Annotated in this window: 20 protein-coding genes; 19 read left to right on the top strand and 1 reads right to left on the bottom strand. The window is 40.8% G+C overall.

Going from position 1 to position 19,692, the window contains the following annotated elements:
• Nucleotides 1–698: 698 nt before the first annotated feature.
• Nucleotides 699–1,592, bottom strand: a complete 894-nt coding sequence (locus tag H8S54_RS16510) for a hypothetical protein (protein ID WP_186901858.1) — start codon at nucleotides 1,590–1,592, stop codon at nucleotides 699–701.
• A 97-nt stretch (nucleotides 1,593–1,689) separates the two neighbouring features.
• On the opposite strand from H8S54_RS16510, the gene H8S54_RS16505 reads away from it, so the two are divergent.
• The 19 genes from H8S54_RS16505 (at nucleotide 1,690) to H8S54_RS16420 (ending at nucleotide 19,671) form a co-directional block, all read left to right on the top strand.
• Nucleotides 1,690–2,646, top strand: a complete 957-nt coding sequence (locus H8S54_RS16505) for a recombinase family protein (protein WP_186901857.1) — start codon at nucleotides 1,690–1,692, stop codon at nucleotides 2,644–2,646.
• A complete protein-coding gene (locus H8S54_RS16500; RefSeq protein WP_186901856.1) occupies nucleotides 2,636–4,318 on the top strand; it encodes a recombinase family protein in 1,683 nt (560 codons plus the stop codon). The genes H8S54_RS16505 and H8S54_RS16500 overlap by 11 nt, the downstream gene beginning before the upstream one ends.
• A gap of 98 nt (nucleotides 4,319–4,416) precedes the next feature.
• Nucleotides 4,417–5,523, top strand: a complete 1,107-nt coding sequence (locus tag H8S54_RS16495; protein ID WP_243176869.1) for a PAS domain-containing protein — start codon at nucleotides 4,417–4,419, stop codon at nucleotides 5,521–5,523.
• A 17-nt stretch (nucleotides 5,524–5,540) separates the two neighbouring features.
• Nucleotides 5,541–5,741, top strand: a complete 201-nt coding sequence (locus H8S54_RS18375) for a hypothetical protein (RefSeq protein ID WP_243176867.1) — start codon at nucleotides 5,541–5,543, stop codon at nucleotides 5,739–5,741.
• Nucleotides 5,668–6,489, top strand: coding sequence for an ATP-binding protein (locus tag H8S54_RS18695; RefSeq protein WP_330600211.1), 822 nt, complete (start codon nucleotides 5,668–5,670; stop codon nucleotides 6,487–6,489). Before H8S54_RS18375 ends, H8S54_RS18695 begins: the two co-directional genes overlap by 74 nt.
• Nucleotides 6,490–6,642: 153 nt before the next feature.
• Complete coding sequence (locus H8S54_RS16485) at nucleotides 6,643–7,833, top strand: P-loop NTPase family protein (protein ID WP_186901855.1); 1,191 nt, start codon at nucleotides 6,643–6,645, stop codon at nucleotides 7,831–7,833.
• Nucleotides 7,826–8,104, top strand: a complete 279-nt coding sequence (locus H8S54_RS16480) for a hypothetical protein (protein WP_186901854.1) — start codon at nucleotides 7,826–7,828, stop codon at nucleotides 8,102–8,104. Before H8S54_RS16485 ends, H8S54_RS16480 begins: the two co-directional genes overlap by 8 nt.
• 6 nt (nucleotides 8,105–8,110) lie before the next feature.
• Nucleotides 8,111–8,560 carry a PD-(D/E)XK nuclease domain-containing protein gene (locus tag H8S54_RS16475; protein WP_186901853.1) on the top strand — a complete coding sequence of 150 codons (450 nt, stop codon included), beginning with the start codon at nucleotides 8,111–8,113 and terminating at the stop codon, nucleotides 8,558–8,560.
• Nucleotides 8,561–8,622: 62 nt separating this feature from the next.
• Nucleotides 8,623–11,829, top strand: a complete 3,207-nt coding sequence (locus tag H8S54_RS16470; protein ID WP_186901852.1) for a hybrid sensor histidine kinase/response regulator — start codon at nucleotides 8,623–8,625, stop codon at nucleotides 11,827–11,829.
• A complete protein-coding gene (locus tag H8S54_RS16465) occupies nucleotides 11,804–12,355 on the top strand; it encodes a PD-(D/E)XK nuclease domain-containing protein (protein ID WP_186901851.1) in 552 nt (183 codons plus the stop codon). Before H8S54_RS16470 ends, H8S54_RS16465 begins: the two co-directional genes overlap by 26 nt.
• Nucleotides 12,321–12,503: a hypothetical protein gene (locus tag H8S54_RS16460; protein ID WP_173768202.1), complete on the top strand. Its 183-nt coding sequence runs from the start codon at nucleotides 12,321–12,323 to the stop codon at nucleotides 12,501–12,503. Before H8S54_RS16465 ends, H8S54_RS16460 begins: the two co-directional genes overlap by 35 nt.
• 123 nt (nucleotides 12,504–12,626) lie before the next feature.
• Nucleotides 12,627–13,112: an ureidoglycolate lyase gene (locus H8S54_RS16455; protein ID WP_021925854.1), complete on the top strand. Its 486-nt coding sequence runs from the start codon at nucleotides 12,627–12,629 to the stop codon at nucleotides 13,110–13,112.
• Between the two features lie 155 nt (nucleotides 13,113–13,267).
• Complete coding sequence (locus H8S54_RS16450; RefSeq protein ID WP_243176865.1) at nucleotides 13,268–13,621, top strand: hypothetical protein; 354 nt, start codon at nucleotides 13,268–13,270, stop codon at nucleotides 13,619–13,621.
• Nucleotides 13,622–13,712: 91 nt separating this feature from the next.
• Complete coding sequence (locus H8S54_RS16445; protein ID WP_021925852.1) at nucleotides 13,713–14,255, top strand: V4R domain-containing protein; 543 nt, start codon at nucleotides 13,713–13,715, stop codon at nucleotides 14,253–14,255.
• 15 nt (nucleotides 14,256–14,270) lie between these two features.
• Nucleotides 14,271–15,518 carry a sensor domain-containing diguanylate cyclase gene (locus H8S54_RS16440; RefSeq protein WP_178655790.1) on the top strand — a complete coding sequence of 416 codons (1,248 nt, stop codon included), beginning with the start codon at nucleotides 14,271–14,273 and terminating at the stop codon, nucleotides 15,516–15,518.
• A 355-nt stretch (nucleotides 15,519–15,873) separates the two neighbouring features.
• Nucleotides 15,874–16,272: a hypothetical protein gene (locus H8S54_RS16435; protein ID WP_186901850.1), complete on the top strand. Its 399-nt coding sequence runs from the start codon at nucleotides 15,874–15,876 to the stop codon at nucleotides 16,270–16,272.
• 444 nt (nucleotides 16,273–16,716) lie between these two features.
• Entirely contained in the window at nucleotides 16,717–17,844 is a 1,128-nt protein-coding gene (locus H8S54_RS16430; RefSeq protein ID WP_173768204.1) for a hypothetical protein, read from the top strand.
• A 36-nt stretch (nucleotides 17,845–17,880) separates the two neighbouring features.
• The gene (locus tag H8S54_RS16425; RefSeq protein WP_173768206.1) at nucleotides 17,881–18,663 is read left to right on the top strand and encodes a hypothetical protein; all 783 of its coding nucleotides are present in this window, start codon (nucleotides 17,881–17,883) and stop codon (nucleotides 18,661–18,663) included.
• A gap of 12 nt (nucleotides 18,664–18,675) precedes the next feature.
• Nucleotides 18,676–19,671 (top strand): hypothetical protein, encoded by a 996-nt coding sequence (locus H8S54_RS16420; RefSeq protein WP_186901849.1) that lies wholly within the window; start codon nucleotides 18,676–18,678, stop codon nucleotides 19,669–19,671.
• Nucleotides 19,672–19,692 lie beyond the last annotated feature (21 nt).

Below are 19,692 nucleotides of genomic sequence, written 5' to 3'. Positions count from 1 at the left end.
CATCTGCTGTTGCAGTTACATTCATTTTTTCAGCTTTTGCACTATTGTTGCTTGCAAACCACGCATACGTACTTAATCCCAGCGCGATAGCAACTACGCATACCATGGCAACATTTTTTACTGAACATTGATACTTTTAAGAGGTATAACCCAAACCAAACAACCTTTTAACGATTTGGCAACTTGCTTTCATAAGACTTTCGGAGCATATAGCTGTATGCTAGCTTGCATTGTCAGAGCTTAAGATGAATTTTAGCTATTTTGCACATTGTTTTTTTATCTGTTATACATATAATAATATTAACAGGACTCCCCGCACCTCTCAACGATGTGCCCCCCAGGGGAGACATTTTTTTATACGAATATATTTTATGAATGAAGTAAAACCACACCTAGTCTACGTACATGGACGGATTCTGCAGATGGAAAAACGTACAATTATGCAGCTACAAAAGATGGATTCAGTTATATACTGCGAACCGGAAATGCACAGAAAATTGCATCTAGCGTAGATTATGATGGAAACACAACCATGCGAGTTTACATCTGGATGGAAGGAACTGATGCGGACTGTGAAAGCCAAGGGGACACCTAAAAAGTCACTTTCCCTGTCCCCTTGGATTCTTTGGGCTTTTCAAAAAACTCCCCAGATGCCACAACCATCTAGGGAGTTTTCAATATAACCTCTTGTTATAGAATTAAAGTCCTGCACAGAAACCAAGATTAGCACTTACTTTATTTGCAGTTGCTGTAATTTCGTTAACAGTATTGTTTGTACAGTCGTAATCACAACCTTCCATCCAAATATAAGCAGTAATTTGGCATACATCGTTAGCACCCGTGAACTCATAAAGAGTATCCACACCTGCGCCAACCGTAGGATTCAGTCCATTAGTTGCATCTGGTGTTGCAAGAAGCCCCTGACTAACGATATCTTTATCTGTTGGAACTTTAACTGCAAGTGCTGCAGAAGTTACTGCATCATCTGTACCTACAGCTGAAACAGCTTTTGCAATACCATTACTTCCGGTACTAGCAAGAGTAGTATTATAGCTATTACCATTTGTAGCATTTGCTTCTTTGTCTACCTGATAAATCACTGTCTTCTTATAAGCACCAGTAGAGTCTTTTACTACAAGTGCGAGACGAAGTGTCTTATTCATACTACCTGCTGTTGCTGTAAATGCAGTCTCAGTATCAAGATAAAGTTTACAAGCCTGTGATGCCTTGATGTCAAAGGATTTTTTGTAATAAAGTGGAGTTGTACCATCTGCTTTTTCATCATCGGTAAGTTCAGATACTTTATTAACGGTGATTGCATTACTCTGTCCAGAATCTTTTGCCCAATTTTTCTGTTTGAAGAAGTTAAACTCTGTTCCATCATCAGTACCAACAGTAGATACTGGTGCAAACGTTGTGTTAGTGTCGGTAAAATCATAAGATGTTGCCCACTCATTCTGACCTGCTGCAGAAATGAGCAGTGTGTTTGCAGCAGTTGCAGTCATTTCTGCCTTACCTGCTGTAACCTTCGTATTCGTTACAAACCAAGCATACGTACTTGATCCCAGCGCTACAGCGGCAACCAGTACCATGGCAACCTTTGTTTCGCTATTATTTTCTCGTCAGATTTTTCTTATTTTGTTATGCTATATTTGCAAGAGATTTCACAGAAGAAGGAAGGAACGTATTATGACAGAGAAAACAAAAAAAGAGAAAAAAGTGATAGTGATTCCGGCGCGGGAGGATCGTAATTCAGAAAATGGGCAGGAGAAGAATAAGCGCCGTGTGGCGGCGTATGCCAGAGTAAGTACCAATAAAGAAAGCCAGCAGACAAGCTATGAAGCACAGGTTCAGTATTATACAGATTACATAAAAAAACAGGCAGACTGGAGCTTTGCCGGGATGTATGCGGAGGAAGGCGTAACGGGCACCTCTACACGAAAACGGGTGGAATTTCAAAGAATGATCGATGATGCTGTTGCAGGCAATATCGACCTGATCATAACGAAATCAGTCAGCCGTTTTGCGAGAAATACAGTAGATAGTCTGACTGCGATTCGTCAGCTGAAAGAGCATGGAGTCGAGTGTTATTTTGAAAAGGAAAACATCTGGACCTTTGACACAAAAGGAGAACTTCTGATAACGATCATGAGTTCTCTGGCACAAGAAGAAAGCCGCAGCATTTCCGAAAATACACGCTGGGGAATGCGTAAGGCTTTTCAAAACGGAAAAGTGTTTGTGCCGTTTCGACATTTCCTTGGATATGATCGTGGTGCGAACGGAGAGCTGCAGGTGAACCTGGAACAGGCAGAGACTGTGCAGATGATTTACCGGATGTTTTTGGATGGATATTCTTTTTATAGAATTGCTGCCGAACTGACAAAAAGAGGAATTTCCACACCCTATGGGTTGCAAATCTGGAATGGGCGAACAGTAAAAAATATTTTGCAAAATGAAAAATACAGGGGTGATGCATTGCTTCAGAAACGGTATTCCAGAGACTTTCTTGACCGTGAAATGCGTAAAAACGAGGGCGCAGTTCCTCAATATTATATTGTTGGGAATCATGAAGCAATCATTGATACAGAGATGTTTCAGAGAGTGCAAGAAGAACTGAAAAGAAGAGAATCCAGGCATGGAAAATAACAAAAAGCTGAGGGTCGCAGCGTATGTGAGGGTTTCTGAAGAGACAAAAGAAACACAGCATTCTTTGCAGGCACAGGAAGAATTTTACCGGAGGCAGATACATGAAAAGGCAGAATGGGAGCTGGCAGAAATTTATAAGGACAACGGAATCTCAGGAACCGATATAAAAAGAAGAGAAGGCTTTGTCAGGCTTATAAGTGATTGCAAAGCCGGAAAAATTGATTTGATTCTTGTGAAATCAGTCAGCCGGTTCGCAAGAAATACTCTGGATTTACTTAGGATAGTCCGATATTTAAAGCAGCTTGGTGTTTCTGTGCGGTTTGAGGAACAGAACATTGATTCCCTGACAGAGGAAGGGGAACTGATGCTGACATTGATAGCATCGGTGGCACAGGCAGAAAGCGAATCTATCAGCGAAAATATAAAGTGGGCAATTCATAAAGCCTTCCAGAATGGAATCGGAAATACAAGACGCAGAACCCTCGGCTATCACTGGGTAGATGGAAAGCTGACTGTGATTCCGGAGGAAGCTGAGGCGGTCAAACGGATTTTTGCAAATTTCCTTGCAGGTGGTTCCCATATGAAAACAGCAAAGGAACTGGCTGGAGAAGGAATCACATCCATCAATGGAAAACTAATCTCCGTAAGTGCAATCGGCAATATCCTGCGAAACATCACTTACACAGGGAATACCCTTCTTCAGAAGACCTTCATCCAGGACCCGATTTCCAAAAAGAAAGTGATGAACACAGGGGAACTTCCACAGTATTTTGTACAGGATACCCACGAGGCAATCATTGACATGGATACCTTTGAACAGGTGCAGAAGAAACTCGCCCAAAACAAAGAGATGGGACGGTTTCCTTATAATCACACAGGCAGGAAGTACCCTTTCACGATGAAGGTGATCTGTGGCTGCTGCGGACGGCACTACACCAGACAGCTTTGGAATACCAGTGCGATCGGGAAAAAGCGTCCGACCTGGGTTTGCACAGGAAAGAAAGCAGAGAAGTACAGACGGTGTGGTTCCAAGAATATTCCAGAAGCAAAGCTCATGGAAGCCAGTGCAAAAGTGTTGGGCGTTTCTGAATTTGATGAGGATATCTTTTTTGACAAAGTGGAATCCATCACAGTGCAGGGAGTACACGAATTACTCTTTTGCCTGCATGACGGCACAGAGGTCATCCAGCACTGGGAGCATACGGCACAGAAAGCATCATGGACACCGGAACGAAAAGCCAGACACGCTGCAAACCGCACCGCTTCCCCGGCAAAGACAAAAGGGGCTTCCTGCATGACAGGCAGAATCCGGTGCGAGCTTTGCGGAATGAATTATAACAAGCAGACAAGAAAGGTAGCCAGGGCTGGGATGGTGACCTTTTGGAAATGCAGGGGCATCGGAAACGGCGGTTCCTGTGCATCCGAACAGATCACGCATGACCACCTGAACAGCATTCTGGCAGAAGCCCTGGGCGTTGCTCAGATGACGGACGAAATTTTTACCGGGCAGATTGACCACATCGGGATGTGTGAGCCGGGTAAGCTGATCATTTATAAGAAGGATGGCGGCACGATTTCCTGCAATTATGAACTGCTCCCGATGGAAAAACGTCAGAAGCCATACCGACCAAAGAAAAGAAAGGGGAATGCCAGAAGCCAAGGGGACACCTAAAAAGCCACTTTCCCTGTCCCCTTGGCTTTCTTTTTTATTGACGAATACACAAAAATAAGGATATAATCCTTACTAGAAGATTGACGAGGAGAAGTTGAATGAGTCAGGACATTATTAATAATCGTTTTTTGGAAGAGTCGGTATTTGCTATTGCGGATGGGTACTGCGTGATCAATCTCACAAAGAATATCGTACGTGGTTCCATGTATCAGGTAGTTAATGGAAAAAAATATAATCTGAATGAACAATTAGGTTTGCCGGAGAATTCAAGCTTACAGAGTCTGGTGGCTGCATGGGCATTGACCATACCTGAAGAAGGTCTTAAAGATTTTCTGCACGAGTTTGACAGAGAACGATTATTAAATCGGTTTGAAAATGGTGAACGGCATATATCGTTCCGATACTGGACCAGGACTGCTACTTTTGAGCCCATGCTTGCAGAAGATCACATGGCCCTGTACCGTGAAGAGAAAACTGGAGATGTCATTGCAGTTAATTATGTTCTTGACCGTACAGAACATTACCGCTTAGAGGAAAAAGAGCGGGCACTGGAAAAATCAAACAGAGAGTATGCGAAGCTTCTGGCAGAAGAGAAAAAGCATACGGCTATGATCGAGGAATTGACAAAGAAACTGCAAAGTCAGTTGGAGTTGTTTACCGTATCCATCCCTGGCGGCGTCAAAATCAGTAATGATGACCCGGAATACTCTTTCAAATATGTTTCAGAACAATTTGCAAATATGCTCGGTTACGCAACACCAAAGGAACTGTTGGACGCTTCTGGCGGTAGTATTATCGGCCTTGTTCATCCAGATGACATGAAGGTCGGACTTGCAGATGCATTAAATCAATATACTCATTCCGATCATTATGCTACTATTTACCGGATACGCTGTAAGGACGGGACATACAAGTATATCGAAGATCGTGGGCAAAAAGTAATAAAGGAAGACGGAACCATTGAACATTGGAATCTCATGCTGGATAAAAATGACTTCATGCACAAATCAATTGCCCTGGAAAGTGAAAAGAAAGCAAATAAAAGCAAGTTTGATTTTCTCTCCAGGATGTCTCATGATATGAGAACCCCGCTGAATGGAATTATCGGATTGCTGAAGATTGCTGAGAAACATTTTGATGACAGGAATTGGTCCTGGAAAATTTCAGAAAAATGCAGGTGGCTGCAGACTATCTATTGTCTCTGATTAACGATATCCTTCAGATGAGCAAAATTGAAGAGGGAAATGTACCTCTGACACAGGAAATCATCAATTTTGAGGAATTAAGTCAGGATGTTCTGACTATCATAGAACAGCGGGCAAAAGACAGAGGAATCCAGATGCGGTTCCGTGCAAAAAAAGGAAGGGCTTCGATATCCTTTTATTTATGGAAGTCCGGTGCATTTAAGACAAATTTTTCTTAATATTTATGGAAACTGTATTAAGTATAACCGAATTGGCGGAAAGATAACAACTGTGTTAGATTATGCAGAAGCTGTTGACGGAATTACGACATATGAGTGGATAATTACTGATACTGGCATTGGTATGAGCAGGGAATACCAGGAGCATATATTTGATCCGTTTTCGCAGGAAAGAGAGGATGCAAAAAGCACACAGCAGGGAATTGGACTGGGAATGGCGATTGTAAAAGGTCTGATTGAAAAAATGGGTGGAACTATTGAAGTTAAAAGCGAAGAAGGCGTTGGCTCAACCTTTATCATCAGGATTCCGTTTAAACTTGCTTCCGCACCAGATACAGTAAAGAAAACAGAGGCACAGATGGATATCAGCGGATTAAACTTATTGCTGGTAGAGGACAATGAATTGAATGCAGAAATTGCGGAAACGCTGTTGTCTGATGAAGGTGCAAATCTGACAGTTGCAGAAGATGGACTGCAGGCGGTCAGAATGTTTCAGGAGAAACCGGAAGGTTATTTTGACGCAATTCTGATGGATATCATGATGCCTGTAATGGATGAGCTTACTGCGACAAAAACAATCCGGTCACTGAAACGTCCAGATGCTGAAACAATCCCGATTATTGCCATGACAGCAAATGCATTCAGAGAAGATAAAGAAAAGTGTCTGGCAGCAGGAATGAATGCTCACTTGGCAAAGCCTATAAAAATTGAAAACGTAAAGAGAATTTTGTGTGAATATTGTGTGTAGTGGTTGCAACTTCTCAAAGCCAAGGGGACACTTAAAAAACCACTTTCCCTGTCCCCTTGGCTTCCCACGAAAAGGTATTAAAAGGTATAAAAAGGATTTAAAAAGGATATAAATATGTTATAATACAAATAAATCCATGTGGAGGTGAAAGTAATGACAATGAGAGCAGAAAAAGTATTTAAACCTGGCGCATACCCGACATATACATATGTATCACGTCATTATGAGGATACAGATATATCCTATGAATTACGATTAAAACAAGCATTGCGGACCGCTGGATGTCTGACTTCTATTATTGGTCCGTCAAAGATGGGAAAGACGATATTATGTGAGAAAGTTATTGGATTAGATAACATAGTTGAAATTTCAGGAGCAGATTTTAATGAAAATACAGATTTTTGGGCAACAGTAGCGGCTAAGGTTGAGTTGCCTTATATGGGAGAAATAACGACCGAGAGATTTTCAAAGACCGAAGAAATAACAGACAGAGATGGAAAAAATGAAAAATATGTTCTTTCAAAAGATAAAATTATTGAATATTATATCCAACACAATAAAGTCTTGGTTATAGATGATTTTCACTATGCATCGCCAGAGATGCAGATAAAAATAGCGCAACAATTAAAAGATGCAATACGTAGAGAATTAAAAGTTATAGTTGTTTCACTTCCTCACAGATCAGATGATGCAATTCGTCAGAATGCCGATTTATCAGGGCGTTTGAGTTTGATTACTATTGATACGTGGAAAGAAGAAGATCTGAAAAAAATTGCGCTAATGGGATTTGAAAAACTCAATATTAATATTACTGATGCTGTTGCTGAAAAACTTGCTGTTGAATGTCTGACATCACCACAACTGATGCAGTATATATGTTTAAGCATTTGTACTTTATTAGAAGATGAAAATAAACAAGAAGTAACAGATGAAATTCTGGAAAAAGCATATAAGTTTACAACTGTGAATTTCAGCTATGCCGATGTAGTTAATACGATGGGAAAAGGCCCCAATCAGCGAGGACAACAAAGAAAAATGTATGAAACAATAGATGGGAAGCTGTTAGACATGTACGGTTTGATTGTTGAATCACTTGCTAAAAATCCGCCATTAACAGAGATTTCATTTGAAACATTTTATAGTAGAATTATTCAACTGATTAAGCTGTCAGCAAATGAAAAGAATCCTGAGAAATCAATTGTTAAAGAGCATTTAAGAAAATTACAAAATGTCTTGGAAGCAAAAGAAGAAATTTACAGGGCAATTGAATGGAAAGATGGAAAAGTATATGTATTGGATCCACTTTTTTTATTTTATTTGAGATGGGGAAGAAAAAATGGATAATTGGTTGAAGCCATATATTGAAAAATTACAAAATATTTTTGAAATTAATGAGTATGATCAATTTGTTACAGACTTATACGAAATACTAATGAGCAAAGAGTATCCAAATGATATTATTGTTCAAATCAGAAAAAGAGCAACTTATTTAAAGAATCGATTTTCAGATGAAGTAAATAGAGAAAACATGTTGATGGCAAAGATTAAATTAACAGATTATTTATCCGCATTGACACAGGAAGAATATCAGAATCCGGATTTAAAGAATCTTTAAATATATTTGGAAAATTTTTATCTTTTTTTAGAAGCACTAACAGAATATTTACCTGATAAAAGAGCAACAATTAGATATGAAAATTTGAAGAAAATAATGATACAAAATGAATATGATTTGCTGCATTTATTATATGCGGCATTAAAACCTCTTTATCCGGGAATAAGAAAAGAAGTCTCAAAGGATTCTGGTATTGGAACAGTGCGAGAAGATATATTTATTCCAGATTTAGATGTAGTTTTAGAAGCAAAATGCACCCGCGATTCAATGACTTTGAAAAAATTAATAGAAGAAATAGAAGCAGATATTGTTCATTATCAGGAAAAAAATATTTTCTTTTATGTATATGACAAAAAGAAGATTATAAAAGAAACTAAGAATTTTAATGTTTATTTTAATAAACAATTTGATAGGAAAACAGTGAAACTGTTTGTATTGCAACCAGTGAAATTGTAAAATGCCAAGGGGACACCTAAAAAGCCACTTTCCCTGTCCCCCAGAGTGAGGAGTTTTATAAAATGGAAAATTATGAAGACAAAATCTATTCTTTAGATGAGACTGTAACGGGACAGACACAGGCCATGTCACAGGCTATACAGAAAACACTGGAAAATAATGGCGGGGTAGGTATAATGACAGGATCTTATGACCAAAACCTGTCTATTTTGTCTGTGAATAATCTGTTGTTACATAGTACAGGATATACATTCGATACTTTCATGGAACAGACAAAAGGCTCATTGAGAAACTTCTTTTATGACGAGGAAGATATACTGGAGCGAGACCGTTTTTTGCAGCTTCACGGAACAGGGGAAGCACAGATCCTTGCAGCAGACGGTACAGTGAAAAATGTACGGCTTTGTAAAGAGGATGCGACAGATGAGGAGGGCAGACAGATCTGGGTTATGTCCGTACAGGTCAACTGGGACCATGTAAATTTGACACTGCTCAATGAGGCTATCTGTTCTGGCTTCTGGTATTTTGACTGTGACGAAAACAGTGAGATTGTGAATGCAAACTGGAGTCATGAATTTAGAAAAATGCTTGGCTATCATGACACTCTGGACTTTCCGAATAAACTGGAATCCTGGTCAGATCTTCTGCATCCACAGGATAAAGAAAGAGTAATGGTGCAGCTTCAGGCGGCAATTAAGGATAAGACGAACCAGATAAAATACCATGTAGAGTATCGTATGAGAATGAAGGATAATCGATACCAGTGGTTTCGGGCATCGGCAGAAGTAATACGCCGTCTGGATGGTTCTGCCAGCAGGATTGCCGGGATTTTTATTAACATTGATGGGGAGAAAAAAGAAACCATGCAGGCACAAAAATCTGCTGCTTTCCACCGGGCTTTTACGAAAGCAGATTTGTGCGAGTATTATGTGAATCTGGAAGCGAATACTTTTGATACCTTTAAGGTTGAACCGTCCCTGATGACAGTCTTTGAACAGAGTTATACGTGGGATGAATTGATTCGGCATTTTGTGGATTCCTATGTTGTGGAGACAGATAAGAAGGCGGTATCCTCTTTTTACGACCGTGGTTATATTGCAGAAAGGCTGAAGGGTCTGGAAACTGAATTGTCTTTAGAGTGTCGGATCACCCTGAATGGAGAAGAACGATGGGTCCGCAATGTGATCATACGCGGTGAGATAGAGGATTCAGAATATGCCATGATTTTTCTGCGGGATATCACAGAAGCGAAGGTAGAGAGCGCACGGCATCTGCAGATGGCAGCGGACAATGCTTCCATGGAGCAGCTGATCCAGAGTATTGTGCGTCTGGTTGACCGTTTTGTTGTTTGTGATCTGGAAAATGACAGATATGAATTCTACAATCTGAATGGACAGATGATATATAAACCTCTGGGATTTTATCATGATTTTCAGATGCAGGTTCTTGAAAAATATAAGACACTGGAACCATTGGAAGCTATAGATATCCTGATAGCCCCGGATAATATTCGGAAAAAACTGAAAAGTGAAAATGATATTTATAAGTTTGAGTATTGCAGCCTGGATGAAAAGACTTATAAAATCGCTTCTTATATTCCCTTGGAATGGAAGAATGGAAAGCTGGAAAAGGTATTGCTGGCATCCATGGATGTGACACAGGAGAAGAAAGCAGAGATTGAATCCCGTCAGGCACTGAAAGAGGCTTACCGGTCCGCAGAAAATGCAAATCGTGCGAAAACAGAATTCCTTTCCAATATGTCCCATGATATCCGGACACCAATGAATGCGATTGTAGGTCTGACGGCAATCGCAGGAGCAAATGTTGAGAGCCAGGACAGAGTCATTGAATGCCTCAGCAAGATCACAGAATCAAGCCGCCATCTGCTGGGGCTGATCAATGAAGTATTGGATATGGCACGTATTGAAAGTGGAAAAATGACATTGGCACAGGAAGATTTCAATCTGTCAGAGCTGGTAGATAATCTTATTACACTTACGAAACCGGTGCTTGATGAACATAAACATAATTTTGATATACACATCAATCATATTGAACATGAGGCTGTCTGTGGTGACAGCCTGAGGATTCAACAGGTATTTGTGAATCTGATGAGTAATGCAATCAAGTATACACCGGATGGTGGAAATATTACTTTTTCCATAGAGGAAAAGCCAAATGGATTTTCGGAACTTGGATGCTATGAATTTACGATTGAGGATAATGGAATCGGTATGTCACCGGAATTCCAGAAAATCATGTTTGATCCTTTCAGCCGTGCAGATGACCACCGGACAACCAGAGTTCAGGGAACCGGTCTGGGAATGGCAATCAGCAGAAATATTGTGAACCTGATGAATGGCACTATTAAAGTGGACAGTACCTTGCACAAGGGAACTAAAATCACAGTAACAATTTATCTGGAGCTTCAGGAAAAAGAAAAAGAACAGGATAAAAATCTGATGAATCTGCCGGTTCTGGTAGTGGATGATGATAAGACTTGCTGTGAAAGTACAGTTGCCACACTGAAGGAAATCGGTATTATGGGTGAATGGGTTCTCTCTGGCAGGGAAGCGGTTGAGCGCTGTTATGCACGGCATGAGTTGAAAGATGATTACTTTGCTGTTATTTTAGACTGGAAGATGCCGGATATGGATGGCATAGAAACAGCCAGACAGATCCGGAAACGGATAGGAAAAGAGATCACCATCATTGTACTGACATCTTATGAATTCAGCGAGATTGAAGAAGAAGCAAAGGCGGCGGGCATAGATGCTTTTATTGCAAAACCGCTGTTCCGTTCCCGGCTGACGGCTACACTGCGGCAGTTTACTTCAGGAAGAAAAGAAAAAACAGCAAGAAATTATTTGGAGAAGCTGTCAGAATCAGACTACACGGGAAAAAAGATTCTGCTAGTTGAGGATAATGAGTTGAACAGAGAAATTGCTGGTGAAATTTTGCAAATGACAGGTGCAAAAGTGGAAACGGCAGAAAATGGGAAAATTGCAGTTGAGAAAGTGGAAGCTTCTCCGAAAGGTTCGTATGATCTTGTTTTTATGGATATCCAAATGCCTGTCATGAATGGTTATGAGGCAACTGCAGCAATCAGGAGCCTTCCGGGTGAAAAGGGAAAACTGCCTATTGTTGCCATGACTGCCAATGCTTTTGCAGAAGATGTACAGTTGGCCAAAAATACAGGGATGAATGGACATATCGCAAAACCGCTGGATATGAATAAACTGAATGATGTTCTGGAAAACTGGCTGTAATTGCTTTCAAATTATTGAATTCAGTCTGACACGGACATTAAGCAAAACAATCAGCGTTCTGGATCCCAAGGGACCACAAAAAGAAAAAGAAAAGTTCTATCACGCCCTCTTATCTGGGATGTTAGTGGGAAATGGAACATGGGGAATTCTTTCCAACAGGGAGTCGGGCGATGGCTTTGCGGATTTAATCGTTGAAACGGATAATCCTGATTCAGGAATTATCATCGAACTTAAGAGTGTAGGAAGTCTTTCTGAGCTGGACAGAGCTTGTGAACGAGCCATGAGCCAAATTCATGATCGCAGATATGATCAGTACCTTCGCAACGAAGGCCGCAATGATATATGGGCATATGGAATCGCATTTTTTAAAAAACGGTGCAAGGTGGTTGCTGAAAAACTGAATGATGCCCGTTTGCTGGCTGTTGCTTCTGAGCGCATGGCACATTTTAATCCTTCTTCTTTAATTTCTGAGGAAGAAATGAATCGTCGCCTTGGCATTACAGAAGATGAACTGGCTGATTTTTAAGCTTCGCTCTGCTGGGTTACGGATCGTCTATCAGCTTCGTCGTACAGAATCTTCTATGATGGTTATTGTAATCGGTGTTCGTGCCGACGAAGAAGTATATGAACTTGCTCAGAAAAGAGCAAATAAGCATGGTTTGTTTGACAAATAAAACGCAAGAGCGAGCGGTTCGGTAGTATCATTCCGCTTGCTCTTGCGTTTCTCGTCTTGAGCTTTCACCGCCTCCATGCTATAATATTTCCAGGGTTTTTACTAAATTTGAGGAGGTTTTTCCATGAGAGAAATTAAAGCTGTCAACATTACACCAGGGGATTTCGCCCCGTTCGGAACCTATTATTCTATGACGGAACCTGAAGGTTATCCGCTGCAGGGCGAAATCCACAAATTCTATCCTGACCGCATTTCCGGAACCTGCATGGGCAGTATGGGATTTTCCCCAATCGCCGTGCGAAAGGATGATCGCATTGTCAAAATGGCTGAATATCACACCACAACATGGGAAGGCATTGTAGCTTTAGATGATGACATGATTATCCACGTAGCCCCCGCATCTGCCGGCACCCCGGTTCCCGAACTTGCGAAGGCGTTTATCGTCCCCAAAGGATGTATGGTGAAAATCAATGCCGCCATCTGGCATCTATGTCCTTTGCCCGTACACAACGATGTGCTCCACGCCATGATCATTTTGCCAGAATGCACTTATGCCAATGACTGCACCGTAGTAGAATTCGAGGAAAAAGACTGGTTTAAGATTGTATAAAATTTCAAAAGCTGGTGAGTTCCCACCATCAAGAGGAAACTTAAAAATGTAAGGGGCGAGAAATCGCTCCTTTTTGACTGGAAAAAAGATAGCCTTGTGTGACTTGTATTTTGGGCATTCGTCCGTTATACCATAAGATATCGAATCAGTATACAATGAATTCTATGGTTAAGGGATATTTTAACACAGATGAACTGCAGAATCTTGCGGAAACCTACAACCAGGTATACAAGGAGAATAAAGAGGCTCAGAAGCTGATCCGCCACGAAGCAGAGTATGAGAGCCTGAAGAGGGCGTTTCGAACCATCGACTACGTATGCCGGATCGGCGGCGATGAGTTCGCCATTATTATGGTAGAAATGACTTCTTCCCGCAGTTTCCCTCAGTGTGGGCGTGGCATTTACCGACAGGGAGAATCCTGGCCCAAGCATTTTCAACGATGCGGACAAGGCCCTCTACCATGTAAAAGAAAATGGCAGAAATGGTTACGGTTTTTATTAACAAACTGACAGAAATATGTTATACTAAAGCTATCGAAATTGCCAATGAGGACGGAGTTTTCGCATTGGCGCTCGTTGGCGGGAGAAAGGAAGCTGCTCTATGGAGAACAATATTTTTATGACAAATAAGAGACCGATTACATTTGAGGAATACCTGCAGTTTGATGAGAAAAGCAGGGAAAATCTTGGAGAGGAGCTTCCAGTATTGGTTTACCGTATGTTGGAATACTCACTGAAGGAAGAGCTGTGCACCAGGTTTGGCAAGGAAGTGCAGGTAGATATTTTCCGCAAGGCTGGACGTATGGCTGGAGAATATTTTGCGAAGAAGATGCTGAATCTGGATCAGCCGCTGGATCAGTTTGTCAGTGAGCTTCAGAAGAAGCTGGAGGAGCTGAAGATCGGCGTGCTGCGAATTGAGGACGTAGATGAGGCAAGCGGAAGAATTATTCTCACAGTTTCCGAGGATGCAGACTGCTCCGGACTTCCCATTTTGGGAGAGACGGTCTGCAATTATGATGAAGGATTTATTTCCGGTATTTTATCTGTTTATTCGGGAAAGGTCTACACAGCAGTAGAGGTGGACTGCTGGGCGACTGGCGACCGTGTCTGCCGTTTCCACGCCAATGTAAAAGACCAAGAGTGACTAGGAGTTTCCTAAATGGAAGATAAAAACTGTGAATTACTATTTGAATATCTGCGGAGCATTTTGTACGATTCCACAGTGAAGCCCCTGGATCTGGGAGCACTGGACGAGCCTTATAAGAAGCTGGGGATGGGGCTTGAATTTCTGGATCATGCAGTTCAGGAGATGAAAGATTATTCCGAAGCTCTTTCCAGGGGAAAGCTTTCAGCCAAGGTTCCGGACCGGGATAATTTCCTGTGTGAGAATCTGAAGAACATGCATTCCAATCTGAATCATCTGACCTGGCAGGCCAAGCAGGTAGCCAAGGGGGATTATTCTCAGACGGTATCCTTTCTGGGAGAGTTTTCCGAGGCGTTTAATACCATGACCAGGCAGCTGAAGGAGCGGGAGGAATCCCTGAAGCGGGAAGCAGAGCGTGAGAAAACCCATGCCAACATGATGGAGAGCTATAACCAGCTTCTCATGGAGCTGATTGCCAGAAGTGATGAAGAGGTTATGGTCATCAGTATGATCGGGCAGAAGGTGCTTTACAGCAATGAGAACATGAGCATCCAGATATCCCCGGAGGAGATTTATCAGCTTTGTCTGCAGCAGCAGGAGAAGCAGGACGGCAGCATGTTTGCCAAGAGTGATACTTACGAGTGGACCTGGGAGACAGAGGTCAGCCAGCATCATTATTACAGGATCACCACCGGAATCATGCTCTGGCAGGGTCAGAAGGCTTATGCGCATATTATCCGCGAGGTGACAGAAGAGAAGCAGCGCCAGAGCAGGCTGGAGATTGAGGTTTACAAGGATCCTCTGACCGGAATCGGCAACCGTCTGTTCTTCTTCGAGAAAGCCACTGAGATTCTGAAAAGCGGCGAGGGTGTGATCCTTTGCTACTGTGACCTGGATCATCTGAAATATGTGAATGATAATTATGGACATGGAGAGGGCGACTGGTATATCCGGCACTTTTCGGATACTGTCAGCTGCAATATCCGCCAGGAGGATGTGTTTGCCAGAATCGGCGGAGATGAATTCTGCATTGTGCTGCGCCACTGCCAGGTGGAGACGGCACGCAGGAAAATGCGCCGCATCCAGAAGATTTTTGCAAGCGAGAAGGAGCATCCTTATAAGAAGGGATTCAGCTTCGGTCTTGAGGAAATTCCAGAAGGACACGGCAACCTGATCATCGAGGACATCATCGGCCACGCAGACAGAGCCATGTACCGACAGAAGCGGGAACATACGCGGGCGCAAAAAAATTCCTTGACTTAAAGTGGACTTTTAGGCTTAAAATAACATGCAGCGGGGAGGAATCTGTTGTATATTTTACCAGAGATCTTTCCCCGGAGGGATTGAAGAAGCTGTATGAGCGCGTGAATGTGGAAATGACAGATACCACCTCATTGATGTAGACAATGATGACGCTGAGATCTCTCCGGCGGAAGCGGTGAAGGATGTTGTGCCGTTTGTGGCGGAATAAAAATCATAGGTACAAGGGCATTAGGAACGGTAGTTTCTGAGCTGTTTGTCCTTTTCGATTTTGCATTAAAGTAAATGGAAGATGAAAATCCTCAGGTAGTTACGGTTGTAGCGTCTGAGGATTTTTTTCGTCAGGGTACTGTCATAAATGGCAGAACGGAAACTGGAGGCCACTCTATATGATGCAGAACCGGATGTTCCATACGATGATGGAGCGAAAACGATTTTTCTATACACCAGAGGAACGAAAGGTCAGGTGTCCGAAGAAGTGCGCCAGTTCCTGCGTTACATGGAGAAAAGCACCAGTGAGAACGTCGTAAACGATACACTACGTGATTTCCACCACATGGTAGAAACCGTGAAAAAAGACAGGGAGGTGTCAGTAAAGTATATGAAGCAGTTTGAGAGAGACAATATGATGCGGGCTGAGGGAAGAGAAGAGGAGCGAAAAAATACGGAAAGAGAACATGCCAGGGCTGAAAGGGAGTGTGCCCGTGCAAATGCATTGGAGGCAGAACTTAAGCGGTTGAAGAGTAAAATGCTGTAGTTGTAAAGAAAGATTCAGAAAGATATGATGCAAAAAATATACGCAGATGCCGAAAAGTGGTTATCTGCGTATGTTTTTTATGAAGAATAACAATATAGTACAACTATATACATCATTAAAACAAATGCCGATTTATACTGAAATGCATCTGAGAATCCATAAAAGTTAATCGAAATCTACATTAAATTTTATGAAAAAGTAAAAGAATGGTAACAAATAGAACCTCTAAAGATAGATTGAAACTAGACAATACACTAAAATACATCATATAATAATTGTAAAATAACCACCCAAAATTCCACTAAAATGTGAAAAATATGAAAAAAACCGTCGATTTATTGAAAATCAGCACGAAGAATGTTATAATCAATTCTGTATAATTCTGTAAATCTTTCTATTATACGAAAATCCCAAGACTATAAGATCAGACAGGAGTGAAATCCCGTGGCAGAAGAGAAGAACCAGAAGCCAGCTTCAACCCCGGAACAGCCGGATTTAGAAGCACATTCCGATGATAATAAAACAGAAAATAACGAAACCACCGAGAAAATCACCCGCTACAAGAAGCAGGCCGCCAGAAGCTTTGTGCTTGCGTTTACGACTTTGATTGCGATTATTGCAGTTTGTATTGCGTGGTTTGTATCAAATACGAAAGTAACCATGACAGGGACAAGTATTTCGGCGGAGAATACAGTGCCATTTGAATTGGCAAGTGCCGGAGAAAGGCAGAAGCCAGAATTATCACAGGGGAAGCTGTCGGAGGGAAGCAACGAAAATAATTATTCAAATTATATTGATTATAAAACTGGAACTACATATCCATTAAATGGCAAAACCCTTTATACTGGAAGCAGCAGTCTTGCCTGGCGTTTAAACGGTCAGCAGAAATTCTATCCTGGAGCCAGTGGTGAATTGGAATTCTATTTCATTCCGAAACAGGATGGCTTGAAAAAAATAACGTTTCAGATAAATTTAACAGGATATAAGGAAGGAAACGGCAATAATCTTTCACTGGTGGAGAATCATGTTTGGGAGAATTTGATACAGGGACATATTTTAATTTTTACTGGTTTGGATGCTAATAATACAAAAGGCTATAGCGGCTGGCTTGGTGAAATAAATGAATCTAGCAATGAACTTATTAATGAGCTGACTATAAATGCATCCGACATCAAAAACAGTGCATCTGATACAGCTGTATTTGAAAAAAACATGCCCTATAAAGTTATCTTGTATTGGAAATGGCCGAAAGAATTCCGAAATTATGTATATAACGATAGGACAGGAAAAGGTGATTTATTTACTGATACGTCTGAAGCTGACTATAAGAAACTGTTGAAGTTTGTAAATGCTCAAGTTCCAGCAAATGAAGCATATGGTGCGAAAAATACAAGTAAATTATTTTATTCAGCCAAAACGTACAGTAGTGGTTTTAGTGGTGCGGAAAACTCGATTGATATAAACATGTCAGACGAAATATTCGAAAGCTGTACAAACTATTATAATCTTGCAGATGAATATATTGGAAAGAATGCTCAATATATTTATGTGGAATTGAATGCAGAACAATAAGAACACAAAAAGCTGTAAATTGATAAGGAATGAAATATGAAGATGGAATCCGAAACAAAAGATAAGAAAAAGAATACAGCCTCTTCTGGCAAAATAAAACTATTACGTTCGATAATCATGCTTGCGGCAATCGCAGCTTTGATTGCCGGATTTACCTATGCCTGGTTTTTTAATCGAATGGACATGGCAACATTAATGAAAATTCTGCCTCCATCCAATATTTCAATTCTGGGACCCAGCGGAAAAAAACTTGATTCCCTGGAACTAACCTATAATGAAGGAGACGAAAAAGATACTAATGGTACGGTAACGATTCGGCGTGTGTTCTGTGTGGAAAGTACAGGAAGTTTTAAATTAGAGATTGCGCATACTACAAATTTGAAAGGATTGAAATTTAATCTTTATAGGGCAAATCAAGTGAATTCAAGTGATACTGGTTCGGCAGAAAATAAAATTGTAACAGCAAAAGATAATTCTAAATATAGTTACCAAGAGAATGATCGCGTAGCAGGAAGCTATATCAACAAGATTGATTCTACATCAGAGTATTTATATGCGGATCAGACATATCACGGAATCAACTATGGAAATTACGATAATGTGCAGGCGCATGCAGAACCTATATATTGGCTGGCTGGCGCTAAGGCTAATAATTACAGCCTGGACTCTGACTCCAGCAATAGGGTAGAAATAACAGATGAAAATGGAACGAAAACAGAATATCATCATACCTATTTTGTATGCGAAATCAGTTGGACTGAAACGACCAAGGAAACCGATCTTTTTTATATTTTTGCCGAGAATGCAGATGTACAATAACAGGGGATAAAAATGGAATTTTTAAAGAAACCAAAATGGAAAAGAATATTGCTGGCAGTTGTTTGTTTCCTTGCATTGGCTGTCCTTGCAAGCGGAAGCTATGCTGCATACAACAGTCAGGCATTCCAGCGAGGGGTTGTCAGAAATGGAAATGGTGAAACAATCCGATTTACCTCCAATTATCTTCAAACCTGTGCAAGTGGATCTACGGATTATGCTGGCCGAACAATTCTTTATGATAAATCATTGAAGAAAGACGATCCGATATCTTTTGATATATATATATATAATTACGCAAATGGAAACCCCAGCCTGTCAAGCGACAGAGATATTACTTATACTTTGCAGCTTAATTTTGAGAATGGAAATGGAAATAATTATAAAGTAAATGATGAAACTGTTAATAATAATACATATACCATATCGAATCAAGTTTTAAGGGGACGTAAAGACAATTATTTTAAATATACAATAAGCTTTCCAGGAACAGATTTGGATAAGCTGAAAATTGTAGCCATTGCAACGCCCACTAATCTGTCTGTTACGAATGAACAGCTTTTGGCAGCGGTCATTACTCCATGTACTGGTTCAACAATAAATTCCTTTAGCTGGGCTGGGAAATTTATTGATGCAACGTCAGGAGTTGATCCCGCGTTCTATGATGGATTTAACTATGAAGTATTAATTTCAAGTGGTGTTGCGGATGCAACGCTAAAGTGGGATACGGATACTGTGGAAATAGATAAATTTTTCCTCATCAATCTTGGAAAAACAGAAAACGAGATTAAAAAAATTTTAGACGATGGAATCTTAACGTTTGAAATGAACCAGCCAGAGGGAACAGGAGACTATCTGATACCTTTTTACATAAAAAAGAAATCAAATCTTTTGGATAAGGATAGCAATTCAGTGGAATGGGAGGAATTGAGTAATAAAATTACTTTTACAGCAAAAGAAAAGGGAAACGGATCTGTAACCGTAACTCCTACTCCAATTGCAACACAATAATGATTTTGAAAGATAGAAACT

The sequence above is a fragment of the Blautia segnis genome, assembly GCF_014287535.1.
GTDB lineage: Bacteria > Bacillota > Clostridia > Lachnospirales > Lachnospiraceae > Blautia_A > Blautia_A acetigignens.
This window is presented reverse-complemented; position numbering and strand designations above follow the sequence as displayed.